Source organism: Herbaspirillum hiltneri N3, assembly GCF_001267925.1.
GTDB classification, from domain to species: domain Bacteria; phylum Pseudomonadota; class Gammaproteobacteria; order Burkholderiales; family Burkholderiaceae_D; genus Herbaspirillum; species Herbaspirillum hiltneri.
Map to the genome: position 1 here is coordinate 817,782 of NZ_CP011409.1, position 25,543 is coordinate 843,324.

The 25,543-nt window shown below is 61.0% G+C and carries 24 protein-coding genes; 20 read left to right on the top strand and 4 right to left on the bottom strand.

Features of this window, described 5'->3' with window-relative positions; all coding sequences use genetic code 11:
- The first annotated feature begins 7 nt into the window (after positions 1–7).
- The 10 genes from atpE (at position 8) to F506_RS03785 (ending at position 8,068) form a co-directional block, all read left to right on the top strand.
- The gene (atpE, locus tag F506_RS03740) at positions 8–253 is read left to right on the top strand and encodes a F0F1 ATP synthase subunit C (protein WP_006461334.1); all 246 of its coding nucleotides are present in this window, start codon (positions 8–10) and stop codon (positions 251–253) included.
- Between the two features lie 76 nt (positions 254–329).
- Entirely contained in the window at positions 330–800 is a 471-nt protein-coding gene (locus tag F506_RS03745; protein ID WP_034296260.1) for a F0F1 ATP synthase subunit B, read from the top strand.
- A gap of 1 nt (position 801) precedes the next feature.
- A complete protein-coding gene (locus tag F506_RS03750; protein WP_053195398.1) occupies positions 802–1,335 on the top strand; it encodes a F0F1 ATP synthase subunit delta in 534 nt (177 codons plus the stop codon).
- 58 nt (positions 1,336–1,393) lie between these two features.
- Positions 1,394–2,935: a F0F1 ATP synthase subunit alpha gene (gene atpA, locus F506_RS03755; RefSeq protein ID WP_053195399.1), complete on the top strand. Its 1,542-nt coding sequence runs from the start codon at positions 1,394–1,396 to the stop codon at positions 2,933–2,935.
- Positions 2,936–2,964: 29 nt separating this feature from the next.
- Positions 2,965–3,834, top strand: a complete 870-nt coding sequence (gene atpG, locus F506_RS03760) for a F0F1 ATP synthase subunit gamma (protein ID WP_053195400.1) — start codon at positions 2,965–2,967, stop codon at positions 3,832–3,834.
- A 56-nt stretch (positions 3,835–3,890) separates the two neighbouring features.
- On the top strand, positions 3,891–5,291 hold the full coding sequence (gene atpD, locus F506_RS03765) for a F0F1 ATP synthase subunit beta (protein ID WP_053195401.1): 1,401 nt from the start codon (positions 3,891–3,893) through the stop codon (positions 5,289–5,291).
- Positions 5,292–5,362: 71 nt separating this feature from the next.
- Entirely contained in the window at positions 5,363–5,785 is a 423-nt protein-coding gene (locus F506_RS03770) for a F0F1 ATP synthase subunit epsilon (RefSeq protein ID WP_053195402.1), read from the top strand.
- 249 nt (positions 5,786–6,034) lie between these two features.
- Positions 6,035–6,445 (top strand): CoA-binding protein, encoded by a 411-nt coding sequence (locus F506_RS03775; protein WP_053195403.1) that lies wholly within the window; start codon positions 6,035–6,037, stop codon positions 6,443–6,445.
- A gap of 46 nt (positions 6,446–6,491) precedes the next feature.
- Complete coding sequence (locus tag F506_RS03780; protein ID WP_053195404.1) at positions 6,492–7,298, top strand: PPK2 family polyphosphate kinase; 807 nt, start codon at positions 6,492–6,494, stop codon at positions 7,296–7,298.
- Positions 7,299–7,300: 2 nt separating this feature from the next.
- Positions 7,301–8,068 (top strand): SGNH/GDSL hydrolase family protein, encoded by a 768-nt coding sequence (locus F506_RS03785; RefSeq protein WP_053195405.1) that lies wholly within the window; start codon positions 7,301–7,303, stop codon positions 8,066–8,068.
- Positions 8,069–8,125: 57 nt separating this feature from the next.
- Here the strand turns inward: F506_RS03785 and F506_RS03790 are convergent, their stop codons facing one another.
- The gene (locus tag F506_RS03790; RefSeq protein ID WP_053195406.1) at positions 8,126–8,911 is read right to left on the bottom strand and encodes a transporter substrate-binding domain-containing protein; all 786 of its coding nucleotides are present in this window, start codon (positions 8,909–8,911) and stop codon (positions 8,126–8,128) included.
- A gap of 147 nt (positions 8,912–9,058) precedes the next feature.
- Between F506_RS03790 and hemE the strand changes: the two genes are divergently transcribed.
- The 9 genes from hemE (at position 9,059) to F506_RS03835 (ending at position 19,712) form a co-directional block, all read left to right on the top strand.
- Positions 9,059–10,138, top strand: a complete 1,080-nt coding sequence (gene hemE / locus F506_RS03795) for a uroporphyrinogen decarboxylase (protein WP_053195407.1) — start codon at positions 9,059–9,061, stop codon at positions 10,136–10,138.
- 739 nt (positions 10,139–10,877) lie between these two features.
- Complete coding sequence (locus F506_RS03800) at positions 10,878–12,914, top strand: primosomal protein N' (protein ID WP_053195408.1); 2,037 nt, start codon at positions 10,878–10,880, stop codon at positions 12,912–12,914.
- A 168-nt stretch (positions 12,915–13,082) separates the two neighbouring features.
- Entirely contained in the window at positions 13,083–13,601 is a 519-nt protein-coding gene (locus F506_RS03805; protein WP_053195409.1) for a DUF6622 family protein, read from the top strand.
- Between the two features lie 124 nt (positions 13,602–13,725).
- Positions 13,726–15,474: an arginine--tRNA ligase gene (argS, locus tag F506_RS03810; protein ID WP_053195410.1), complete on the top strand. Its 1,749-nt coding sequence runs from the start codon at positions 13,726–13,728 to the stop codon at positions 15,472–15,474.
- A 7-nt stretch (positions 15,475–15,481) separates the two neighbouring features.
- Entirely contained in the window at positions 15,482–16,123 is a 642-nt protein-coding gene (locus F506_RS03815; RefSeq protein ID WP_053195411.1) for an SPOR domain-containing protein, read from the top strand.
- 101 nt (positions 16,124–16,224) lie between these two features.
- Positions 16,225–16,935 (top strand): thiol:disulfide interchange protein DsbA/DsbL, encoded by a 711-nt coding sequence (locus F506_RS03820; RefSeq protein WP_053195412.1) that lies wholly within the window; start codon positions 16,225–16,227, stop codon positions 16,933–16,935.
- 91 nt (positions 16,936–17,026) lie between these two features.
- On the top strand, positions 17,027–17,806 hold the full coding sequence (locus tag F506_RS03825) for an SDR family oxidoreductase (protein WP_053195413.1): 780 nt from the start codon (positions 17,027–17,029) through the stop codon (positions 17,804–17,806).
- Positions 17,807–17,818: 12 nt separating this feature from the next.
- Complete coding sequence (gene fmt / locus F506_RS03830) at positions 17,819–18,784, top strand: methionyl-tRNA formyltransferase (protein ID WP_053195414.1); 966 nt, start codon at positions 17,819–17,821, stop codon at positions 18,782–18,784.
- A 22-nt stretch (positions 18,785–18,806) separates the two neighbouring features.
- Positions 18,807–19,712, top strand: coding sequence for a LysR family transcriptional regulator (locus F506_RS03835; protein ID WP_053195415.1), 906 nt, complete (start codon positions 18,807–18,809; stop codon positions 19,710–19,712).
- 69 nt (positions 19,713–19,781) lie between these two features.
- On the opposite strand, the gene F506_RS03840 is transcribed toward F506_RS03835, so the two are convergent.
- The 3 genes from F506_RS03840 to F506_RS03850 form a co-directional block, all read right to left on the bottom strand.
- The gene (locus tag F506_RS03840; RefSeq protein ID WP_053195416.1) at positions 19,782–20,234 is read right to left on the bottom strand and encodes a cupin domain-containing protein; all 453 of its coding nucleotides are present in this window, start codon (positions 20,232–20,234) and stop codon (positions 19,782–19,784) included.
- 33 nt (positions 20,235–20,267) lie between these two features.
- Positions 20,268–20,879 (bottom strand): cysteine hydrolase family protein, encoded by a 612-nt coding sequence (locus F506_RS03845; protein WP_053195417.1) that lies wholly within the window; start codon positions 20,877–20,879, stop codon positions 20,268–20,270.
- Positions 20,880–21,026: 147 nt separating this feature from the next.
- Positions 21,027–21,590 (bottom strand): phosphorylase family protein, encoded by a 564-nt coding sequence (locus F506_RS03850; RefSeq protein ID WP_053195418.1) that lies wholly within the window; start codon positions 21,588–21,590, stop codon positions 21,027–21,029.
- Between the two features lie 184 nt (positions 21,591–21,774).
- On the opposite strand from F506_RS03850, the gene metH reads away from it, so the two are divergent.
- Complete coding sequence (metH, locus tag F506_RS03855) at positions 21,775–25,533, top strand: methionine synthase (RefSeq protein WP_053195419.1); 3,759 nt, start codon at positions 21,775–21,777, stop codon at positions 25,531–25,533.
- Positions 25,534–25,543: the final 10 nt, after the last annotated feature.

Genomic DNA, 25,543 nt, shown 5'->3' on the forward strand with positions numbered 1-25,543 from the left:
AATTGTCATGACTGATGTCTCTTTCGTTGCTTTGGCTTGCGGTTTGATCATTGGCCTGGGTGCTATCGGTGCTTGTATCGGTATCGCAATCATGGGCGGTAAGTACCTCGAAGCATCTGCACGTCAGCCAGAACTGATGAACACACTGCAAACCAAGATGTTCCTGCTGGCCGGTCTGATCGACGCTGCGTTCCTGATCGGTGTTGGTATCGCCATGTTGTTCGCATTTGCAAATCCGTTCATCGCGAAGTAATTCGGGCGGCATAGCCGATTCTCACTTTTGCCGGATTGATTGATTCGGCACACGATATTCTGAGAAGGAAATTACCGTGAACTTAAATGCAACATTGTTTGCGCAGTTCGTGGTCTTCTTCATCCTCGCCGGCTTTACGATGAAATTCGTCTGGCCGCCGTTGATCAAGGCGCTCGATGAGCGCGCGAAGAAGATTGCGGACGGCTTGGCTGCAGCAGACCGCGGCAAGGCTGACCTGGCTGCCGCTGAAAAGCGCGTTCAGGCAGAGCTGGCGACAGCACGCGACGAAGGCCAGAAACGTATCGGCGACGCTGAAAAGCGTGCTCAGCTGATCATCGAAGAAGCGAAGAAAACCGCTTCCGACGAAGCAGCGCGCATCATCGCCAATGCAAAGGCGGATGCAGAGCAGCAAGTGACCAAAGCGCGTGAAGAGTTGCGCGGCGAAGTTGCGACCCTCGCGGTCAAAGGCGCCGAGCAGATCCTGAAGCGTGAAGTCAATGCAGCGGCGCATGCTGACCTGCTGAACCAACTGAAAACAGAGCTGTAATATGGCCGAACTCGCAACGATCGCTCGTCCTTACGCAGAAGCTCTGTATCGCGTGGCCAAGGCCGGCAGTCTGCCAGCCTGGGCCGATCTCGTTTCCGAAATGGCGCAAGCCGCGAGCAATCCTGACGTCAAGGCGTTCGTGCAAAATCCGGCGCTGTCGGATGAGCAGATCGCCTCCACGTTCGCTGCCGTTCTGAAAACACCGCTCAGCGGCGAAGCGAAAAACTTCGTCAGCGCCCTGGTGCAGAACGGTCGTCTGGCGTTGTTGCCGGAGATCGCCACGCAATTCCATGCGCTGAAAAACGCACAGGAAGGCGCAGCCGACGCAGAAATCACCAGCGCATTCGAGTTGTCTGATGCGCAGCTGAAGGACGTCGTCGTCACGCTGGAAAAGAAATTCGGTCGCAAGCTGACGCCAACCGTCAAGGTGGACAATGCTTTGATCGGCGGCGTGCGCGTGGTTGTCGGTGACGAAGTGTTCGATACCTCGGTGCGCGCGAAGCTGCAACAGTTACATGTTGCTCTGGCTGCGTAAATACAGCCCTGAGCCCTGGCGTAATAGCTAAGCGATAGAAAAATTTTTAGGAGTTAGTATGCAACTCAACGCATCTGAAATCAGCGAGCTGATCAAGAGCCGGATTCAAGGCCTTGGCGATACCGCTGAGATTCGCAATCAAGGCACGGTTATTTCCGTGTCCGACGGTATCTGCCGTATCCATGGTCTGTCTGACGTGATGCAAGGTGAGATGCTGGAATTCCCAGGCAACACATTCGGTCTGGCGCTGAACCTCGAGCGCGATTCCGTTGGCGCCGTTATTCTTGGCGAGTACGAGCACATTTCCGAAGGCGACACCGTCAAGTGCACAGGCCGTATTCTGGAAGTGCCTATCGGTCCTGAACTGCGCGGCCGCGTGGTCAACGCGCTGGGCCAGCCTATCGACGGCAAGGGTCCGGTCAACGCCAAGCTGACAGCCCCGATCGAAAAGATCGCTCCGGGCGTTATCGCACGTCAATCCGTTTCCGAGCCGATGCAAACCGGCCTGAAGTCGATCGACTCCATGGTGCCTATCGGCCGCGGTCAACGCGAACTGATCATCGGCGACCGCCAAACCGGCAAGACTGCTGTTGCGATTGATGCGATCATCAATCAAAAGGGCCAGAACGTGACATGTATCTACGTCGCGATCGGTCAAAAGGCATCGTCGATCAAGAACATCGTGCGCTCGCTGGAATCGCACGGCGCGATGGAGTACACCATCGTCGTCGCCGCGTCGGCTTCCGAGTCGGCAGCGATGCAATACGTGTCGGCCTACTCCGGCTGCGCCATGGGCGAGTACTTCCGCGATCGCGGTCAAGACGCGCTGATCGTGTATGACGATCTGTCCAAGCAAGCGGTTGCTTACCGTCAGGTTTCCCTGCTGCTGCGCCGTCCACCGGGCCGTGAAGCTTATCCGGGCGACGTGTTCTACCTGCACAGCCGCCTGCTGGAACGCGCAGCACGCGTCAACCCTGATTACGTCGAGAAGTTCACCAACGGCGAAGTCAAGGGCAAGACCGGTTCGCTGACAGCACTGCCGATCATTGAAACACAAGCCGGCGACGTGTCCGCATTCGTTCCGACCAACGTGATTTCGATTACCGACGGTCAGATCTTCCTGGAAACATCGCTGTTCAACGCCGGTGTCCGTCCTGCGATCAACGCCGGTATTTCGGTGTCGCGCGTCGGTGGCGCTGCTCAGACCAAAGTCATCAAGAGCCTGTCCGGCGGTATTCGTACCGACTTGGCGCAGTATCGTGAACTGGCTGCGTTCGCGCAGTTCGCTTCCGACCTCGACGAAGCTACCCGCAAGCAACTGGACCGCGGTGCACGCGTGACTGAACTGCTGAAGCAGGCTCAGTACTCGCCGCTGTCGATCTCGCTGATGGCCGTGACTTTGTTCGCCGTCAACAAGGGCTTCCTGGACGACGTCGAAGTCAAGAAGGTATTGGCATTCGAAGCCGGTGTTCATAACTTCATGAAGACCAGCCACGCTGCCCTGCTGCAAAAGATCGAAGACACCAAGCAACTGGACAAAGAAGCTGAAGCGGCCCTGGCTGCGGCGATTGCCGACTTCAAAAAATCCGGCGCGTACTAATCTCACTGAAGCTATAAGGAGTCTGTCTCATGGCTACAGGTAAAGAGATACGCGGCAAGATCAAGAGCGTAGAAAATACGAAGAAGATCACCAAGGCGATGGAAATGGTCGCTGCATCCAAAATGCGCAAGGCGCAGGACCGGATGCACGCGGCGCGTCCCTACAGTGACAAGATTCGTAACATCGCTTCGAACTTGTCGCGCGCCAACCCGGAGTACACGCATCCGTTCATGGTCAAGCAGGACAGCGCCAAGAAGGTGGGTTTCATCGTCGTCACGACCGATAAGGGTCTGTGCGGCGGCATGAACACCAACTCCTTGCGCCTGGCCACTGCGAAGATCCGTGAACTGGAAGCGCAAGGCAACGCAATCGAGACTGTTGCGATCGGCAACAAGGGTTTCGGTTTCCTGAATCGCATCGGCGCCAAAGTGGTGTCGCACGTGGTTCAGGTCGGCGATACGCCGCACCTGGAAAAGCTGATCGGCCCCGTCAAGGTGCTGCTCGACGCTTACCAGGAAGGCAAGCTGGATGCAGTCTATTTGGTCTATACCAAATTCATCAACACGATGCGTCAGGAGCCGACGCTGCAGCAACTGTTGCCGCTCTCGAGCGACAAGTTGCAAGCGGACGAAGGCGCGCATTCGTGGGACTACATCTACGAACCCGACGTGCAAAGCGTGGTGGACGAGTTGCTGGTGCGTTATGTCGAAGCACTGATCTACCAGGCCGTGGCCGAAAATATGGCGTCCGAGCAATCGGCCCGTATGGTGGCGATGAAGGCAGCAAGCGATAACGCCGGTAACGTGATCGGCGAGTTGAAGTTGGTTTACAACAAGACTCGTCAGGCCGCGATTACCAAGGAACTGTCCGAAATCGTCGCCGGTGCGGCAGCGGTCTAACGACGTAATGCAGAGATGCGTAACAGTATTTAATTTTATATATTGAAGGAACGAAAATGGCTGATGGCAAAATCGTTCAGTGTATCGGCGCTGTTGTGGACGTTGAGTTTCCACGCGACGCGATGCCTAAGATTTACGACGCCTTGAAGATGGATGGCTCGGAACTGACGCTGGAAGTTCAGCAGCAGCTCGGCGACGGTGTCGTTCGTACGATTGCACTGGGTACTTCGGATGGTCTGCGTCGTGGTATGACAATCAAGAACACCGGCAAGGGCATCACTGTGCCGGTCGGTAAGGCCACTCTCGGCCGCATCATGGACGTTCTGGGCAACCCGATCGACGAATGCGGTCCCGTGAGCCACGCACAAACAGCAACGATCCACCGCAAGGCTCCTGCATACGACGAACTGTCGCCGTCGCAGGAACTGCTGGAAACCGGCATCAAGGTGATTGACCTGGTTTGCCCGTTCGCCAAGGGCGGTAAAGTCGGTCTGTTCGGTGGCGCGGGTGTGGGCAAGACCGTGAACATGATGGAACTGATCAACAACATCGCCAAGGCGCACAGCGGCTTGTCCGTGTTCGCAGGTGTGGGTGAGCGTACTCGCGAAGGTAACGACTTCTATCACGAAATGGCCGACGCCAAGGTCGTGGATCTGGAAACCCCGGAAAACTCCAAGGTCGCCATGGTCTACGGTCAGATGAACGAACCGCCGGGCAATCGTCTGCGCGTGGCGCTGACCGGTCTGACGATCGCTGAAGGTTTCCGTGATGAAGGCAAGGACGTTCTGTTCTTCGTCGACAACATCTACCGTTACACACTGGCCGGTACCGAAGTGTCCGCGCTGCTGGGCCGTATGCCTTCCGCAGTGGGTTACCAACCGACGCTGGCTGAAGAAATGGGCCGTCTGCAAGAGCGCATCACTTCGACCAAGACCGGTTCGATCACATCGATCCAGGCCGTCTACGTTCCAGCGGATGACTTGACCGACCCGTCGCCTGCAACCACGTTTGCCCACTTGGACTCGACCGTCGTTCTGTCGCGTGACATCGCTTCGCTGGGTATCTACCCTGCGGTCGATCCACTCGATTCGACATCGCGCCAACTGGATCCGCAAGTCGTCGGTCAGGAACACTACGAAACAGCCCGCGCTGTTCAAGGTATCCTGCAACGCTACAAGGAATTGCGCGACATTATCGCGATTCTGGGTATGGACGAACTGGCTCCGGAAGACAAGCTGCTGGTGGCGCGCGCTCGCAAGATGCAACGTTTCCTGTCGCAACCGTTCCACGTTGCCGAAGTGTTTACCGGTTCGCCAGGTAAATACGTTTCGCTGAAAGACACGATCAAGGGCTTCAAGATGATCGCTAGCGGCGAACTCGATCACCTGCCGGAACAAGCGTTCTACATGGTTGGCACGATCGAAGAAGCAATCGAAAAGGCCAAGAAGATCAACTAAGATCTCTTGATTCTCGCGAAGCCGTTGTTGCCTGAAGCCAGGGCAAGACGGCTGACCGGATAGGAAACGATATGGCACATACTATTCACGTCGACGTAGTCTCCGCCGAAGAAGAAATCTTCTCCGGCGAGGCGGAATTCGTCGCGTTGCCGGGTGAAGCGGGTGAGCTGGGGATTTATCCTCGCCACACCCCCTTGATCACGCGCATCAAGCCAGGTGCAGTACGCATCAAGATTCCTGGCCAGGCGCACGAAGAATTCGTATTCGTCGCCGGTGGTTTGCTGGAAGTGCAGCCTGACACCGTAACCGTTCTGGCCGACACCGCGATCCGCGGCTCGGACCTGGACGAAGCCAAGGCCAGCGCCGCGAAGAAACTCGCGGAAGAAGCCCTGGCGAATCGCGACTCCCAAATCGATTACGCAGCTGCACAAGCCGAATTGGCGACGGCAGTGGCGCAATTGGCGGCGATCGCGAAACTGCGTCAGAAGCGTTGATTAAAGCGTCGATTACGAACGCCCTGCAGCAACGGCATCTTCAGCATCATTAAAAAAGGCAGCTCAGGCTGCCTTTTTTATTGCCCGTGGATTTTTATCGGTATTCCGGATGCTGTTGCTGCAGCCGCTGTTAATGATGATGACGACGCACGACGCCTTCGTGCCCGATCGGTTAAAGTGACTGTTCCCGAATGTCCGTTGCCGTAGCCGGAAGAAGGCGGCAATAAGCTCTTCACACAGGAGTTGTCCATGAGCGCCAAGCCAGTCATCGCCGTCGTCGGCCTGTCCAATCGTCCCGATCGCCCCAGCTACGACGTCACCGCCTACATGCAGCGCCAGGGCTATCGCATCGTCGCGGTCAATCCCATGTACGCCGGCCAGCAGATCCTCGGCGAGCATTGCTACGCCAGTCTCACCGAAGCCGTCGAGGCGCTGGCCGGCCAGGTCAGGATCGACATCGTGGATTGCTTCCGCAAGTCGGCGGACATTCCGCCTGTGGTGGATGAGGCCATCGCCATCGGCGTTGCCTGCGTGTGGATGCAGCAGGGCATCGTCAATCACGCCGCCGCAGCCAAAGCCGAGGCTGCCGGCCTGAAAGTCATCATGGACCGCTGCATCAAGGTGGATCACGCCATGGGAATTACCCACGGGGTGTTGTAGTCCAATCGCTTTCATTGCGGCAAAAGCCACACAGGAGATCGTCACGATGGGTATACGCGAGCAATTCCGCGCCAATAAAAAGCAGGAAATCCAGGACGAAAACGCCGGCGCCAAGCCGCTCTCGAGCGGCGACAAGGCCGCCGACAAATTGCAGGTCCAGACGCTGGCGGCGCAGATCGCCGAGCAGCAGGCAATGCTGTTCGCGCAGCACGAGCGCAAAGTGCTGGTGGTGCTGCAAGGCATGGATACCAGCGGTAAGGATGGCACCGTGTCAGGCGTATTCGGCAGCGTCAATCCGCAAGGCCTGCGCATCGTCAGCTACAAGGCGCCGAGCCAGCTTGAACTGCAGCACGACTATCTGTGGCGCATCCATCAGCAGGTGCCGGCCAAAGGTGAACTGGCCGTCTTCAATCGCAGCCACTACGAGGATGTGCTGATCACGCGCGTGCATGACTGGATCGATGCGGCCGAGTGCAAGCGCCGCTACGCGCAGATCAATGACTTCGAACGCTTGCTCAGCGAGACCGGCACCGTGGTGCTGAAATTCTTTCTGCACATTTCCAAAGACGAGCAGCGCGCGCGGCTGCAGGAACGGGTGGACGATCCTTCCAAACACTGGAAATTCGAGTTGCAGGATCTGGAGGAACGCAAGAGCTGGGACGACTACCAGAAGGTCTACAGCCAGGCGATCCAGGCCACCGATGCCGATCACGCGCCGTGGTATGTGATTCCGTCGAACTCCAAGACCCACCGTAACCTGGCCATTGCAGGCGTGGTGCTGGAGACCTTGCAGGCGATGAAGCTGGCCTTCCCACCGGGCAAGAAAGAACTCACCGGCCTCAAGGTGGTGTAAGCGTGCGTCGCTGGCTGCCTGAATTGCTGGCCTTGCCGCTGCTACCCTGGCTGCTGGTGCAAGGCAAGCGCACGCGCCGCATCACGCCGCGTTTGCCGGAAGCGGACGGCGCACGTGAAGGATGGTGCACGCCGGCCGATGCCGACGATGCCGCTCCGGTGGTGCTGATCGCGATCGGCGAATCGCCCGTGGCCGGCGTGGGCGTGGAATGCCAGGAGCAAGCCGTCACTGCGCAGTTTGCGCGGGAACTGGCCGACGCGTTGCAGCGGCCAGTGCGGTGGTGCGCCTTCGGCAAGAATGGCGCCACGGTGGCTGACGCCCGTCAAGACCTCTTGCCGCAACTGGCGCAAATGGCGATGCCGCAGGAACGGGAGCTCCGCATCGTACTGGTCGCCTTCGGCGTCAACGACAGCACCGCCTTTCACAGCACGGGCCGTTATCGCCGCGACCTGGAGGCGCTGACGCGCGCTTTGCAGCAGCAACTGTCGCCCCGCTTGCTGATCATTTCGGGAGCGCCGCCGCTGCATCTGTTTCCTGCATTGCCGCAACCTTTGCGGCAGGTGCTGGGCATGAAGGCCGCTGCGCTCAGCCGCACCGCGCAGCAGCTGGCATCGGCACTGCAGCGGGCGATCTACGTGCCGGTGCGCAGCGACGCGCGCGATCGCAGCCTGATGGCGCGCGATGGTTATCATCCGTCTGCCGCCGGCGCGCGCCTCTGGGCGCAACAACTGGCGCAGGCAACCGTCGCAGGTTTGCGCACGCTGAAATAAAAACGCCCGCGTTACCGGCGGGCGTCGTATGGCTAAAAACCTATCCGCGCATCAATATCAATGCAGCCACTTGTTGAGCACGCGGTCGTACTCGCCGGTGGCTTTCTGCAAATGCATCCAGGCGTCCACGTATTCCTTGAAGGCGACATCGGCGCGCGGCAGCATGAATGCTTTTTCCGAGAATTGCAGCGGCTGCTCCGGATGGACCGGGCACAGCTCCGGATGCTGTTTCGCCTGCCACAAGGTCTCGCTGGCGTCGGTGACCATGACGTCGGCCTTGCCGTCGATGATCTGCTGGAAAATCGTGACGTTGTCCGGATGCAGGATCAGTTGCGCCCGTTTGTAATTGGCGCGCGCGAAACGCTCGTTGGTGCCGCCCGGATTAAAGATCGCGCGCGTGCCGGGCTGGTCGATCATGTCCAGCGTCTGGAACTTGGCGACGTCGGCGCAGCGCACAATCGGCGACTTGCCGTCGACCATGTGCGAGACCGCGAAACCGGCCTTCTTCTGGCGATCCAGCGTGACCGACACGCCGCCCATGGCGATGTCGCATTTGGCCAGGAAGTCGCTCATCAGGTTGGTCCAGGTGGTCTTGACCAGCTGCACCTCGACGCCCAGCGACTTGGCCAGCGATTGCGCCAGGTCGACGTCCATGCCTTCAAACGTATTGTCGGTCTTGAAATAGGTGAACGGCTTGTAATCGCCGGTCATGCACACCCGCAACTTGCCGGACTTGATCACTTCGTCGAGGCGGCTGCTTTCGGCGGCGCCGGCGGTCTGCATCGCCAGGCCGGCGCACAGCAGTGTGAGGGGCAGCAGCCATTTCCCGAGGTATTTCTTCATGTCGTCTCCTGATTATTTTTGTGAAGCAAAGACGATATCACCACCAGCCCCGGCCATCAATCGGGCAGGGCTGTTTTGCGGTTTGGATGAGATAATAGAAGATTGCCGATGCGGCCAACATGAAGTCCAGATTGCTCCAGAACGCCTATGCCTCAATTTGCTCCGCTCAAGAACGATACCTTCCTGCGCGCCTTGCTGCGCCAGCCGACCGATTACACGCCGCTGTGGCTGATGCGCCAGGCCGGCCGCTACCTGCCCGAATACCGCGCCACGCGCGCGCGCGCCGGTTCGTTCCTGGGCCTGGCCAAGAATCCTGATTACGCCACTGAAGTCACGCTGCAGCCGCTCGAGCGTTATCCGCTGGACGCGGCGATCCTGTTTTCCGACATCCTGACCGTGCCCGATGCGATGGGTCTGGGCCTGTTCTTCGCCGATGGCGAGGGGCCGAAGTTCGAGCGCCCGCTGCGCGATGAAAAGGCCGTGCTGGCGCTGCAGGCGCCGCAACTGGACAGTCTTCAATACGTGTTCGACGCCGTCACCCAGATCCGTACCGAACTGGACGGCCGCGTGCCGCTGATCGGTTTCTCGGGCAGCCCGTGGACGTTGGCCTGCTATATGGTCGAAGGCGGCGGTTCCGACGATTTCCGCATCGTCAAGGCCATGCTGTACGACCGTCCGGACCTGATGCACCACATCCTCAGGACTAACGCCGCCGCCGTCGCCGCTTACCTGAATGCGCAGATCGACGCCGGCGCCCAGGCCGTGATGATTTTCGACACCTGGGGTGGGGCGCTGGCTGACGGCGTGTACCAGGCGTTTTCGCTGGACTACATGCGTGAAGTCATGCGCCAGCTCAAGCGCGACAAGGACGGCGTCAGGATCCCGGCGATCGTCTTCACCAAAGGCGGCGGATTGTGGCTCGAGCAGATCGCCGACATCGGCGCCGATGCCGTAGGGCTGGACTGGACCGTCAACCTGGCCGATGCGCGTCGCCGCGTCGGCGACAAGGTGGCGCTGCAGGGGAACCTCGATCCCAACGTGCTGTTTGCCGGACCGGCGCAGATCCAGGCCGAAGTGCGCAAGTTGCTGGAATCCTTCGGCAAGCCCGCCGCCGGCGCAGGTCACGTGTTCAACCTCGGCCACGGGATCTCCCAGTTCACCCCGCCGGAGTCTGTCACGACCCTGGTGGAGGCGGTGCATGGCATCAGCCGGGAACTGCGCGGCTGATTCCGGCCGGGCGGAAAACGATAAGCCGCTGAAAACACAGTACATACTCACCAGCATGCGGCGCGATGCACATCGGGGCCGCGCGCATGCGCAGTTATGCACACGAACGGCGCTTTCCTTAGTGGGAATCATTCATATCCATATTTGTAAAGCGATGATTTTCGAATTTTTGCAAGTCATTGATTTTTAAAGAATTTGTTTCTTGCGCGGGATTTGAGCAAACTATCGAGACCCGCATGAAACGTGGGCTTCGGGGCTGTCAAGAGGGAGTTGCCCACAAAGTTATCCACAGGAATTGTGGATAGTTGAAAAAGCACTTATGAAACCGTGAGTTACACGCTTTTTTAACGTTTTACTTTAGAAACCGGCGCGGAATCCTACTGCGCTGTCAGGATTCTCCCGACAAAATTTGCTTGACAGAAAGTAGTGCGAACGATCTCGCCGCGATACCTTTTCGGTGCAGAAAAGCAGACTTATGCACAAAATCGCTCTTGTGCGCGGCAATATAAAAATTTAAAAATAAATTTCATAGGCGGCGGCATGTTTTGCAAGTCATTGATTTTTAAGGATTTAAATTTTGCTTTTGATTTGAGCAATTTATTGAAACCCGCATCCAGACTGGGAAAATCGCTGTCAAGCCCGGGTTATGCACAAAGTTATCCACAGGTTTTGTGGATAGCCTAAAAAGTAGTTATGAAACCGTTACTTAGGTCATCTTTTCAGGAATCACATTAAGTTCGTGGAACAACGCATCCTTCAGATCGTTCTCGATACCCCGCTTGACAGGACCTTCGACTACCGTTGGCGCCGCCAGGGCGACGAGGCCCTGCCGCAAATCGGCCAACTGGCGATCGTGCCGTTCGGCCGTCGCGAGGTGGCGGGCCTGATCATCGGCCTGGCCGAACAGACCGAGGTGCCGGACGGCAAGCTCAAGGACGTGCTGGCGGTGCGCAGCCAGCTGGCGCCGCTGCCGCCGCAATGGCTGGCGCTGTGCGGTTTCGCCGCCGATTATTACCAGCGCCCGCTGGGTGAGGTGGCGTTGCCGGGTTTGCCGAAGAACTTGCGCACCCTGACCACGACCGCGCTCGACCGCGCGCTCAAGAAGCTGGCCAAGCTCGATGCCGGCCACGACGGCAACCCGGTCAACACGCCGCAGTTGAAGCCTGAACAACAAGAGGCCGTCGACGCCATCGCCGACGCCCGGGGGTTTGCGCCGCTGCTGCTGTACGGCGTGACCGGCAGCGGCAAGACCGAGGTCTACCTGCAGGCGGCGGCGCGCATCCTGGCGCAGCACGAAGCAGCCGGCGAAGTCGCCCAGGTACTGGTGCTGGTGCCTGAAATCAACCTGACGCCGCAGCTCGAATCGAATATCCGCGCGCGCTTTCCGGGCGTGCACGTGGTCAGCCTGCACAGCGGCCTGGCCGAAGGCGAGCGTACGCTCAGCTGGCTGGCGGCGCACCAGGGCCAGGCGCGCATCGTGCTCGGCACGCGGCTGGCGATCCTGTCGTCGCTGCCGCATCTCAAGCTCATCGTGATCGACGAAGAGCACGATCCGTCCTACAAGCAGCAGGAAGGCCTGCGTTACTCGGCGCGCGACCTGGCGGTCTGGCGTGCGCACCAGCTGGCGATTCCGGTGGTGCTGGGTTCGGCCACGCCCTCGCTGGAAACCTGGCAGCACGCCCAGGCCGGCCGTTACCGCAAGCTGCAGCTGCGCGAGCGTGCGGTGCGCGACGCCGTGCTGCCCAAGGTCAAGATGATCGACATGGAGCGCGACCGGCCCAACGACGGCCTGACCTCGACGCTGGTGGCGGCCCTCAAGCTGCGCCTGGAGCGCGGCGAGCAGTCGCTGCTGTTCCTCAACCGGCGCGGCTATGCACCGGTACTCAATTGCGACGCCTGCGGCTGGATCAGCAACTGCATGCGCTGCACCTCGTTCATGGTGCTGCACAAGCCCGAGCGGCGCCTGCGCTGCCACCATTGCAGCCTGGAACTGTATATCCCCAAAGCCTGCCCGACCTGCGGCAACGTCGACCTGCAACCGCTGGGGCGCGGCACCCAGCGCGTGGAAGAAGGCCTGCAGGCGATGTTCCCGGAGGCGCGCATCTTGCGCATCGACGCCGATTCCACGCGTCTCAAGGGTTCGGCCCAAAATGCCTTCGACAGCGTGCACCGCGGCGAAGTCGATATCCTGATCGGCACGCAGATGGTCGCCAAGGGGCACGACTTCAAGCGCCTGACGCTGGTGGGGGTGATGAATCCCGACACCGCGCTGTTTTCGCATGACTATCGCGCCAGCGAGCGTTTATTCGCGCAACTGATGCAGGTCGCGGGCCGCGCGGGCCGGGCCGGGCAGAAGGAGGGCGGCTCGCCCAGCGAAGTACTGATTCAGAGCCGCTATCCGCATCATCCGCTGTACGGTGCGGTGGCTGCGCACGACTACGACGGCTTTGCCACCCAGTTGCTCGAAGAGCGCCAGCAAGCGGCATTGCCGCCGTTCCTCTACCAGGCGCTGCTGCGCGCCGAGGCGGCCGAACTCGACGTCGCACTGGCTTTCCTGCAGGATGCGGCGACCTGCCTGGAGCATCCCGGCATCACCATCAACGATCCCATCCCCATGACCATGACGCGCGTAGCCAACGTCGAACGCGCCCAGCTGTTGATCGAATGCCCGTCGCGGCCGGCCTTGCAGGCCTTCCTGCGCGACTGGATGGAAGTCTTGCGCCAGACGAAGACGCGCGCCAAATGGTCGCTGGAAGTCGATCCGGTCGATATCTGAGCGCAATGCGCCGCTCCGGCGCGCCCTTTCGTCGCATCAAAACCCCTGCAGCCCGCCGTTTTCGCACCATTCATCGCACGGCGCTGGTATCGCGCGCAGGGCTTCGCTAACGTGGCGGCATCCCTTTTGTTCCTTTCGTTCCTGTTATTCCTTCTTGCCGGAGCCGCCATGTTGCAACAAATCATCATTCATACGCCGCTGTGGGTCTGGGCCATGCTGGCCTTCCTGGTCTATCGCGGCTGGCTGGCCGCCGCCGACCGCGAAAGTCCCCTGTTCAAGGTGGCGCTGATCCCGCTGCTGCTGCTGGTCTTGTCGCTGAACGGCCTGTACCAGCAAGCGCACGCCGATGCCCGGGCCCTGGCAGTAGCCGCGCTGGCGGCGCTGGTCAGCGGCGTGTTGAGCGCGACGGCGGCCGGGCGTTCCGGCATCACCCCCTATCCGGACCGCGGCACGGTCTGGCTGCGCGGCAGCTGGATGCCCTTGTTGATGATGGTCAGCGTGTTTGCGGTCAAATACACTGTGGGCGTATTGCAGGCAATGCACTCCCAGTACGTCCAGGGCGTCCTGTTCACGCTGGCGGTCAGCCTGCTGTACGGCTTGTTCATGGGCATCCCGGTCGGCCGTTTGTTGCGCATCGTGCATCTTTATCGCCAGGCGTCGTCAGCGGCGGTGCAATCGGCGGCGTGATATCGAAACCGCGCCTGCAAGATCGCCTTCAATCCAAGCGCGGCAAGCCGGTATAATCCGGGGTTTATATATTCATCAATGTGCGGCTGGCGTGTCAGCGCTGCCGCCGACCCCATCTGTTCCCATGCTCGCCCAACAAAAACAACGCATCACCGAATTATTCCAGGCCGCCATGGCGCCGCTGATCGAGGGCTCCGGCCTGACGCCGGCGATCACCCTGGAGCGTCCGCGCGACCCGTCGCATGGCGACATCGCCTGCAACCTGGCCATGCAACTGGCCAAACCGCTCAAGAAAAACCCGCGCGAACTGGCGCAGGCGCTGGTCGACGGCGTGCTGTCGCAGCCCGGCCGCGAAGAACTGATCTCCTCCGCCGACATCGCCGGCCCCGGCTTCATCAACCTGCGCGTGGCCGAAGCCGCCAAGCAGGCCGTGGTGAAAGTGGTGCTGGCCGAAGGCGCGCAATACGGCAAGAGCAGCGCCGGCGCCGGCAAGAAGGTGCTGGTCGAGTTCGTCTCCGCCAATCCGACCGGTCCGCTGCATGTCGGCCACGGCCGCCAGGGCGCGCTCGGCGACGCCATGTCGGCGCTGCTGCAGTCGCAGGGCTACGACGTCACGCGCGAGTTCTATTACAACGACGCCGGCGTCCAGATCGCCACGCTGGCGACTTCGGTGCAGGCGCGTGCCAAGGGTTTCAAGCCGGGCGACGCGGGCTGGCCGGAGTCGGCCTATAACGGCGACTACATCGCCGATATCGCCGACGATTTCAAGGCCAAGAAGACAGTCGCCGCCAGCGACGGCGAGCCGGCCACCGCCAGCGGCGACGTCGACGACATCGAATCGATCCGCCGCTTCGCCGTGGCCTACCTGCGCCGCGAGCAGGATCTGGACTTGCAGGCCTTCGGCGTCAGGTTCGACAACTATTACCTGGAATCGTCGCTGTACACCGAAGGCAAGGTCGCCGCAGCGGTCGACGCACTGATCAAGGCCGGCAAGACCTACGAACTGGACGGCGCGCTGTGGCTCAAGACCACCGACTACGGCGACGACAAGGATCGCGTCATGAAGAAGGGCGACGGCACCTACACCTACTTCGTGCCCGATGTCGCCTACCACATCACCAAGTGGCAGCGCGGTTTCGGCAAGGTCATCAACATCCAGGGCAGCGACCACCACGGCACCATCGCACGCGTGCGCGCCGGTTTGCAGGCGGCCAATGTCGGCATCCCGCAAGGCTATCCCGACTACGTGCTGCACAAGATGGTCACCGTCATGAAGAACGGCGAAGAGGTGAAGATCTCCAAGCGCGCCGGCTCCTATGTCACGCTGCGCGACCTGATCGAATGGTCCAATGGCACGGACGCCGACGCCGAAACTGACGCCGGCGATCTCCAGGATTTGACGAGGGGCCGCGACGCGGTGCGTTTCTTCCTGATCTCGCGCAAGGCCGACAGCGAATTCGTCTTCGACGTCGACGTCGCGCTGACCCGCAACGACGAAAATCCGGTTTACTACGTCCAGTACGCCCACGCGCGCATCTGCTCGGTGCTGAACCAGTGGGCCGGCGATGAAGCCGGTCTCGATCAGGTGACCGACCTGTCGCCCCTGACCGCGCCGCGCGAAGTCAGCCTGCTGGCCAAGCTGGCCGAATATCCGGAAGCGCTGGCCCATGCGCTGCAGGAGCTTGGGCCGCATCAGGTGGCTTTCTACCTGCGCGATCTGGCAGGCGAATTGCATAGCTACTACAATGCGGAACGCGTGCTGGTCGACGATGTCCCAACCAGGATGGCGCGCCTGGCGCTCATGAGTGCGACCCGCCAGGTGCTGCGCAACGGCCTGGCATTGATCGGCGTTTCCGCCCCGACAAGAATGTAACCCTGTAATGAAGACACAAGTGAAACAACACCACCCGATTTTACGCAAGCAGGCCGGCGGCACGTTCCTGGGCCTGATCCTCGGTCTCATCGTTGGTCTCGGCATCGCCGTGGTCGTCGCGCTGATGATTACCAAGTCGCCGATTCCATTCGTCAACAAGGTCGCCAAGCAGGAGCGCACCGAGCTGTCGCCGGGCCAGTCCGCCGATCCGAACAAGCCGCTCTACGGCAACAAGGACGTTGCCAAGGAAGCCCCGCCGGCGCCCAAGAATCCTGATCAGGAAAAGCCCGCGCCGGAAGCCAAGAAGCCCGACACGCCACCGGCGCCGAAGGCCGACGTACCGAAGGACAAGGACAAGCTGACCGCCATCACCAAGGAAGCGCCGGCCAAGTCCGACAGCGCGGTCGACGACAAGTGGACCTATTTCCTGCAGACCGGCGCCTTCCGTGAACAGGCCGACGCCGAAAACGCACGCGCCAAGCTGGCGCTGCTCGGTTTCGAAGCCAAGGTCAGCGAACGGCCTTCCGACAACGGTACGCTGTACCGCGTACGGATTGGCCCCATCGGTCAGCAGGAGACAGTGAACCGGATGCGCAGCAAGTTGTCTGACAGCGGCGTCGATGCAGCCATCGTGCGCATACCAAAATAAGGACTGTTTCCCCATTTGTCGCCGTGGTTCGGCTTTTAGCCCCGGCATGACGGTCCGCCATCATATTTATTTGCGAATACCTTGAGAAGGGGTTAAGAATTATGCGTTTGTTCCGTCATGCTCTCGCTGCCATCAGCCTGGGTTTGCTGGCCGTTTCGGCCGGCGCGTCTCCCGCCAATCCACAGAACGGCACCGACTATCGTACGCTGGAGCAAGCCCAGCCGACCGAGTCGGGCAAGAAGATCGAAGTCACAGAATTCTTCTGGTACAGCTGCCCGCATTGCGCCGCCTTCGATCCGGCATTGACGGCGTGGGTCAAGAAGCAGGGCGACAAGATTGTCTTCAAGCAAGTGCCGGTCGCTTTCCGCGACTCATTCATCCCCCAGCAAAAGCTGTACTACGCGCTCGAGGCGATGGGCAAGACCGCGGAAATGAATCCGAAGATTTTCCAGGCCATCCACGTTGATCGTCAACGCGTCGACACCGACAAGACCATCCTGGAGTTCATCGAGAAGCAAGGCATCGACAAACAGAAATTCCTCGACCTGTACAACTCCTTCGGCGTCCAGACCAAGGTACGTCGCGCCTCGCAGCTGCAGGAACAATACAAAATCGACGGTGTGCCGACCATCGCCATCGACGGCCGTTACCTGACCTCGCCGTCGATTGCCGGCGCCTCCATGGCCAATCAGCCTGAATCCATGCAACAAGCCGCATCGCTGCAAGTGATGGATCATCTGCTGACCAAGCTGGCGGCGGAAAAAGGCGCCGACAAGCCGGCTGAAGCAGCCAAGCCGGCCAAGAAGAAATAAGCTTCACCGCGCCGAACACGGTCCGTCGCTCGCGAGAGAACGGGCCGTTTTTATTAGCGCGCACGGATAACCATCGAACGGAAGGGACTGCATGCAGCGAGTCTTCATCACCGGAGCATCGAGCGGCATCGGCGCCGCGCTGGCCGCGGCCTACGCGCAGCAAGGCGCGATGCTAGGGCTGGTCGCGCGCCGCCGCGACATGCTGGAACAGCTGCGCGCCGGACTCGCCCATCCCGAGCGCCATCAGCTGTACGTGCTGGACGTCACCGACCACGGCGCGCTACAGGAGGCGGCGCAGGATTTCCTCGCGGTGGCCGGTGGCATTGACGTGGTGATCGCCAACGCCGGTATCTCGCAAGGCACGCTGACCGAATACGCCGAAGACATTCCGGTCTTCGAGCGCATCATCGCCACCAACGTGACGGCCACGGTCGCTACCTTCCATCCGTTCATCGCCGCGATGAAGGATCAGATGAAAGCGCGGCCGCAGGACTGCCGCCTGGTCGGCATCGGCAGCGTCGCCGGTATCCGCGGTCTGCCCGGCGCCGAGGCGTATAGTGCATCGAAGGCGGCGGTCATCAGCTATTGCGAATCGCTGCGCATCGAACTGCGCGCCAGCGGCATCAAGGTGGTGACGATTGCGCCCGGCTACATCGACACACCGATGACGCAGGTCAATCACTACCGCATGCCTTTCCTGATGCCGGTGCAGAAATTCGCGGCGCGCGCGTTGGCGGCGATCGCCGCCGGCGACAGTTATCGCGTGATCCCGTGGCAGATGGGCGTGGTCGCCAAGCTGCTGCGGCTGCTGCCCAACAGCGTGTACGACTTCGCGTTTTCCAAAGCGCCGCACAAAAAACGAAACCTCTGAACGAGCAAGACCATGAAAATCATCTACGCCGGAACCCCCGAATTCGCCGCCGTTGCGCTGGAAGCGCTGTACGCCGCGGGACACGACATCACGCTGGTGCTGACCCAGCCCGATCGTCCCGCCGGTCGCGGCATGCAGTTGCAGGCTTCGCCGGTGAAGCAATGCGCGCTGGCGCACGGCACGCCGGTGGCGCAACCGGTGTCGCTGCGCCTGGACGGAAAATATCCGGACGTCGCGCGCGAGGCGCACGAGCTGCTGCGCAACACGCCGCACGACCTCATGATCGTCGCCGCCTACGGCCTGATCCTGCCGCGCAGCGTGCTGGATATTCCGCCCCTGGGTTGCATCAATATCCACGGGTCGCTGCTGCCGCGCTGGCGCGGCGCGGCGCCGATCCATCGCGCCATCGAAGCCGGCGACAACGAAACCGGCATCACCATCATGCAGATGGAAGAGGGACTCGACACCGGCCCGATGCTGCTGGTCGAGTCGCTGCCCATCGCTGCCGACGACACCACCGCCAGCCTGCACGACAAGCTGGCTGCGCTGGGCGGCAAGATGATCGTCGAGGCGGTGCGCAAGCTGGAGCAGGGCGCATTGCCGGCCACGCCGCAACCGGACGAAGGCGCCAACTACGCCGCCAAGGTCGCCAAGGAAGAAGCTGCGCTGGACTTCACGCAGCCTGCCGCCGTGCTGGCGCGCAAGATCCGCGCCTTCAATCCTTTCCCGGTCGGCTCGGCGCAGTTTGCGACGCCTTCGGGCGACGTCACCGTCAAGCTGTGGCAGGCGCAGGCGCTGGCTGAAAAGACCGGCGCTGCACCCGGCAGCGTCCTCGCCGCCAATGCGCATGACGGCGTCAAAGTAGCCTGCGGCGAGGGCGTACTGCACGTCACGGAATTGCAAAAGCCGGGCGGAAAGCGTTTGCCGGCGGCGGAATTCCTCAAGGGCTTTGCACTGGCGGACGGCGCTTTCCGATAAGTTAGTTTTCCGAGGAGGAGCAATGGATCAACTGGCGGCAATGCGCATCTTCCGGCGCGTGGTGGAAAGCGGCGGTTTCTCGGCCGCCGCCGAGGCGCTCGACATCTCGCACACGGTGGTGTCGCGCCAGGTGCGCCAGCTCGAGGAGTTGCTCGGCGCGCAGTTGCTCAACCGCACTACGCGGCGTTTCTCGCTGACCGAAGTCGGCCAGCTCTATTACCAGCGTTGCATCGACATCATCGACCAGGTGGAAGACGCCGCGCGCGTGGTTTCGCATCACCATGCGCGGCCGGGCGGCGTGCTGCGCATCAATGCGCCGATGGTGTTCGGCACGCTGGAAATGCCCAACTGGCTGCCGCAATTCATGCAGGCGTATCCCGAGCTGAAAGTCGATGTGGTCTGCAATGACCGTTTCGTCGACCTCATCAGCGAAGAGTTCGACGTCGGCTTGCGCATCACGCGTTCTTTGCCCGATTCGACGCTGGTTGCCAAGCGGCTGGCGGTCAGCGACATGGCGCTGGTGGCGACGCCCGCCTATCTGGAAAAACACGGTACGCCGCGCGAACCCAAGGATTTGCAGCAGCATAATTTCCTGGCGTATTCGCTCGCGTTGCAAACGACCGAACTGGTATTCATCGGCCCTGACGGCCGCGAGCAACTGGTCAGCCTGAGCGGCAATGTCCAGGCCAACACCGGCCTGATCGTCTGCGCCGCCGCACGCGCCGGCATGGGTATCACGGCATCGGCCACCTTCGTGGTGCACGAGGACCTGAAGCGCGGCGAGTTGGTGGAAGTGCTGCCCGAGTACCGGCTGCAATCGCGCGACCTGTACGTGCTGTATCCGCAGAACCATCACCTTTCGCCCAAGGTGCGCGCCTTCGTCGATTTCCTGGCGGACTATTACGCTACGCCGCGCTGGTCCGTGTAGACCGGCGCACAGACGTGAAAAAAGGCTGCACCCGCAAAGGTGCAGCCTTTTTTCATGGAGACGGCAGGATTACTTTTTCTCGACCGGAACCAGGTCGAAATGATCGGCCTGGTACTGGAACAGCAGGCAATCGTCGCCCTTGGCGCAACCGCTGTAATGCGGCATGTTGGCCGGCAGGTTATAGAACGAACCGGCCGGATACTCGATGCGCTTGCCGTCGATGACGGCGTAGAACGTGCCTTTCAGGACCACCGTCGGCAGGTTCTGCGTGTGCAGGTGGTAAGGATTGTCCTTGCCCGCCGGGAAGATCACGAAGGCGTCATAAGCCCCCTTGCCGGTGATGCTGCCGCGCAAGTCGGCTACCTTGATGCCGCCGGTACCGGGCAGTTCACGCCATTTCAGATCGGCGGCCGGGAAGGAAACCAGCGGCTGGGCGGCGGGCTTGCCGGTTTTGACGTTGTTGCCGGCGAAGCTGGCGCCGGCGGCGGCCAGCAACAGCAGTGTGATTGCGATGCGTTTCATATCTGTCCTTTGAAAGTCGATGGGCTTGGGGAGTTACTGCACTTGCAGTTCGAGAATGGCGCCGGTATCGAGCACGTCGCCGAAGGTGTCGGCGATGGTCGTCAAGGCGCTCCGATGCAGGACGTCGTGGGTGATCACACCGCCGCCAGGCGCATCGAGGTCGCGTGTGGCCGAGGCGTCGGCGGCGACGATCACTTCGTAACCCGCAGGGACGGCGTCGCGTGCGGCGCCGGCCACGCAGGCATGCGTCATCAGGCCGGCAATGATCAGCGTCTTGACGCCGGCGGCTTGCAGTTGCGCATCGATATCGGTAGTAGGGAACACGCTGACCGAGCTCTTCTGCACCACGCGGTGGTGGGCTGCCGGCTGGATATCCTTGTGGATGGCGACGGTATCGCCGTCCACCGCGAAGATCGGCGTACCGGAAGGCGTCACATGCTGGACGTGGAACACCGGCATGTTGTGGCGATCGGCAAAGGCAATCAGTCGCTTGGCGTTGTTCAGCGCAGCCATGCCGTCGGGGATGGGCATCTTGCCGCTGAAGTATTCGTTCTGAAAATCAATGACCAGCAGCGCGGTGCCGGCGGCTTGCAGTGCAACCGGTGCAGCAGCGCCGGCGATGGTGCGAATGGTGGGGTGCGACATGTTCTTCTCCTGGGTTGATAAACGACAGGACGAAGAGTAGGCGAACCAGCGCCGCGCCAACAGTAGCGCGGCCTCACAAGATATGTGCGGAATCAGCACATATCCGGAGGTATGCGGCGCGGTGGACGGCCGAAGGGCCGAAGAGACTTACGCCGCCAGTATCAGGCGCAAGCGTTCCCAGAACAGATCGGCGCCGCGATGCACATTGTCGTTCCAGTGGTCGGCGGCGTTGTCGTCGGCAGCGTCGGTGATGAACTTGAATGCACGCCAGGAGACGCCATATCGATGACAGGTGTGGGCGATGGCGAATAGTTCCATATCGACAACATCCACCCCCTGTTCGACCAGCCAGGGATCGGCGGCGGTGACGAAGCTGTCGCCGGTGCCGCAGCGGGCATCGCCGTGGCCGGAGGCGTAGCAGTCAGGTTCGTCCGACAAGGGCGTCACGCCGCGCGCGGCCAGCGGGATGGCCAGCATGTCACGCTGGATGACGCTGGCGATGTCGAGCAGGCCGTCGCGGTGCGGATTGATCTTGCCCGCAGTGCCGAAGTTGATCACCAATTGCGGCCGGTGCTGCAAAATTGCCGCCGTCGCGGTTGAGGCGGCATTGACTTTGCCAACCCCCGTATAGATCACATCCACGCCCGCTGGAGCGGCTGCGGCGTTGAGTTCGGAGGCAAGAGCGGTCAGCACCAGGATTTTCTGTGTCATTGCGGGATGTCGGTATCCGTTGTTTGCTAGGAAAGCGTGGCGGTCGGTCAGGGGGTTGGCGGGCGTTTCACGTATAATTTCAAGTCTTGACTGATCTGATCAACCCGGCATGTCGCGTGACCGGGTTTTTGCATTCGGGTTGCATTATTTCACACCGCCACACGGTCCCACACTGAAGAACGCCATGAAGCCAAACGATCTGAGCCAAACTGAACTGCTGCTGCGCGACCTGATGTCGCAGCGCATCCTGATTCTGGACGGCGCCATGGGCACCATGATCCAGCAGTACAAGCTGACGGAAGAAGATTATCGCGGCGAGCGCTTCAAGGACTTCAGCGTGCCGGGCAAGGAGCTGTTCGTCAAGGGCAACAACGAGTTGCTGAGCCTGACCCAGCCGCACATCATCCAGGAAATCCACGAGCAGTACCTCGCCGCCGGCGCCGACCTGGTCGAGACCAACACCTTCGGCGCCACCGGCGTGGCGCAGGACGACTATCACATGGCGCATCTGGTCTACGAGATGAACGTGCAGTCGGCCAGGCTGGCGCGCGCCGCCTGCGATAAATATTCGACGCCCGACAAGCCGCGTTTCGTCGCCGGCGCACTCGGCCCGACGCCGAAGACCGCATCGATTTCGCCGGACGTCAATGATCCCGCCGCCCGCAACGTCACCTTCGATCAACTGGTGGCGTCCTATCTGGAACAGACACGCGCACTGGTAGAAGGCGGCGCCGACGTGCTGCTGGTCGAGACCATCTTCGACACGCTCAATTGCAAGGCCGCGCTGTTTGCGATCGACATGTTCTTCGAGGAGTCCGAGGCCCAGGGAAAAGCGCGTTTGCCGATCATGATCTCGGGCACCGTCACCGATGCTTCGGGCCGTATCCTGTCCGGCCAGACCGTACCGGCATTCTGGCATTCGATCCGCCACGCGCGGCCGCTGACCGTGGGCCTGAACTGCGCACTGGGCGCAGCGCTGATGCGTCCCTATGCCGAAGAGCTGTCCAAGATCGCCGACACCTTCGTCTGCATCTATCCGAACGCGGGTTTGCCCAACCCGATGAGCGACACCGGTTTCGACGAAACGCCCGACGTCACTTCGTCGCTGCTGAAGGATTTCGCCGAAAGCGGCTTCGTCAACGTCGCCGGCGGCTGCTGCGGCACCACGCCTGCGCACATCAAGGCGATCGCTGACACCGTAGCCAGCATCGCACCGCGCAAGCTTCCCGAAGGCAAGCACGAGATGCTGCTGTCGGGCCTGGAGCCGTTCATCATCAATGACCAGTCGCTGTACGTGAACGTCGGCGAGCGCACCAACGTCACCGGCTCCAAGGCCTTTGCGCGCCTGATCCTCAACGAACAGTACGACGAAGCGCTGGCGGTGGCGCGCCAGCAAGTTGAAAACGGCGCCCAGATCATCGACATCAACATGGACGAAGCGATGCTCGATTCGCAGGCCGCCATGACGCGCTTCCTCAACCTGATCGCCTCCGAGCCGGACATCGCGCGCGTGCCGGTCATGATCGACTCCTCCAAATGGTCGGTCATCGAAGCCGGCCTCAAGTGCGTGCAGGGCAAGTCCATCGTCAACTCGATTTCGATGAAGGAAGGCGAAGAGAAATTCCTGCACGAAGCCAAGCTGTGCCGCCGCTACGGCGCCGCCGTAATCGTCATGGCCTTCGACGAAGTCGGGCAGGCCGACACCTACGAACGCAAGATCGAGATCTGCGAGCGCGCCTACCGCCTGCTGGTCGACAAGGTGGGTTTCCCGCCGGAAGACATCATTTTCGATCCCAACATCTTTGCCGTCGCCACCGGTATCGAAGAGCACAACAACTACGCCGTCGATTTCATCGAAGCGACCCGCTGGATTCACCAGAACCTGCCGTACGCCAAGATCAGCGGCGGCGTATCCAACGTCAGCTTCAGCTTCCGTGGCAACGATCCGGCGCGCGAAGCGATCCATACCGTGTTCCTGTACCACGCCGTCAAGGCCGGCATGACCATGGGCATCGTCAACGCCGGCATGATCGGCGTCTATGACGACTTGCCGGCCGAATTGCGCGAAGCCGTCGAAGACGTGGTGCTGAACCGCCGTCCGGACGCCACGGAACGCATGATCGACATCGCCGCGACCCTGAAGGCCGGCGACAAGAAGGAAGAAGCCACCCTGGAATGGCGCAGCGAGCCGGTTGAAAAACGACTCGCGCACGCGCTGGTGCTCGGCATCACCCAATGGATCGTCGAAGACACCGAAGAAGCACGCCAGAATCTCTTGAAGAGCGGCGGTCGTCCGATCCACGTGATCGAGGGGCCGCTGATGGACGGCATGAACGTGGTCGGCGACCTGTTCGGCCAGGGCAAGATGTTCCTGCCGCAAGTGGTGAAATCGGCGCGCGTGATGAAACAGGCCGTGGCGCACCTGATTCCCTTCATCGAAGAAGAGAAGCGCCTGATCGAACAGGAAACCGGCGTCGTCGCCAAGCCCAAGGGCAAGATCGTCATCGCGACGGTGAAGGGCGACGTCCACGACATCGGCAAGAACATCGTCTCGGTGGTCCTGCAATGCAACAACTTCGAAGTCGTCAACATGGGCGTGATGGTGCCGTGCTCGCAGATCCTGGCCAAGGCCAAGGAAGAGAACGCCGACATCATCGGCTTGTCCGGCCTGATCACGCCGTCGCTGGAAGAAATGGCCTACGTCGCCAAGGAAATGCAGCGCGACAGCTATTTCAGCGGCGTCAAGATGCCGTTGCTGATCGGCGGTGCGACCACTTCACGCGCGCATACCGCGGTCAAGATCGCGCCGAATTACTCCGGCCCGGTGGTCTACGTTCCGGACGCCTCGCGCGCCGTTTCGGTGGCGCAGTCGCTGCTCACGCCCGAGCAGAAGGATCAGTACATTACCGATATCGCCACCGACTACGAACGCATCCGCGAGCAGCACGCCAACAAGAAGGCCGTGCCGCTGGTGACCATCGCCGCCGCGCGCGACAACAAGATGCAACTCGAATTTGCACCGGTCAAGCCGAAGTTCATCGGCCGCCGCGTGTTCAAGAATGTCGACCTGGCGACGCTGGCGAAATACATCGACTGGGGCCCGTTCTTCCAGACCTGGGACCTGGCCGGTCCGTATCCCGCAATCCTGACCGATGAAGTGGTCGGCGAAGCGGCGAGCAAGGTATTCGAAGAAGCCCAGGCCTTGCTGAAGAAAGTCATCGACGGCCGCTGGCTGACCGCCAACGGCGTCGTGTCGCTGTTGCCGGCCAATACCGTCAACGACGATGATATCGAGATCTATACCGACGACACGCGCACGCAAGTGGCGCTGACTTACTACGGTGTGCGCCAGCAGACCGAGAAGCCGGTGATCGACGGCCTGGCGCGTCCGAACCAGTGCCTGGCCGATTTCATCGCGCCGAAGGCATCCGGCATCGCCGACTACATCGGCATGTTCGCGGTCACTTCCGGTCTCGGTATCGAGAAATACGAAAAGCGCTTTGAAGACGCGCACGACGATTATTCTTCCATCATGCTCAAGGCGCTGGCGGATCGTTTGGCCGAAGCCTTCGCCGAATATCTGCATGAGCGCGTACGCACCGATCTGTGGGGCTACGTGCCGCAGGAGTCGCTGAGCACCGAAGAACTGATCAAGGAAAAGTACGTCGGCATCCGTCCCGCCGCCGGCTATCCGGCCTGCCCGGAACACACGGTCAAGGCGGAGGCCTTCAAGGTCATGCAATGCGATGAAATCGGCATGACGGTCACCGAGTCGTACGCCATGTTCCCGGGCGCGTCGGTGTCGGGCTTCTATTTTGCGCACCCCGATTCCAAGTACTTCGTGGTCGGCAAGATCGGCGACGATCAGGTCGCCGACATGGCCGCGCGCCGCGGCGTCGCCAAGGAAGATGTCGAACGCTGGCTGGCGCCGAACTTGTCCTGATTGACGTTTT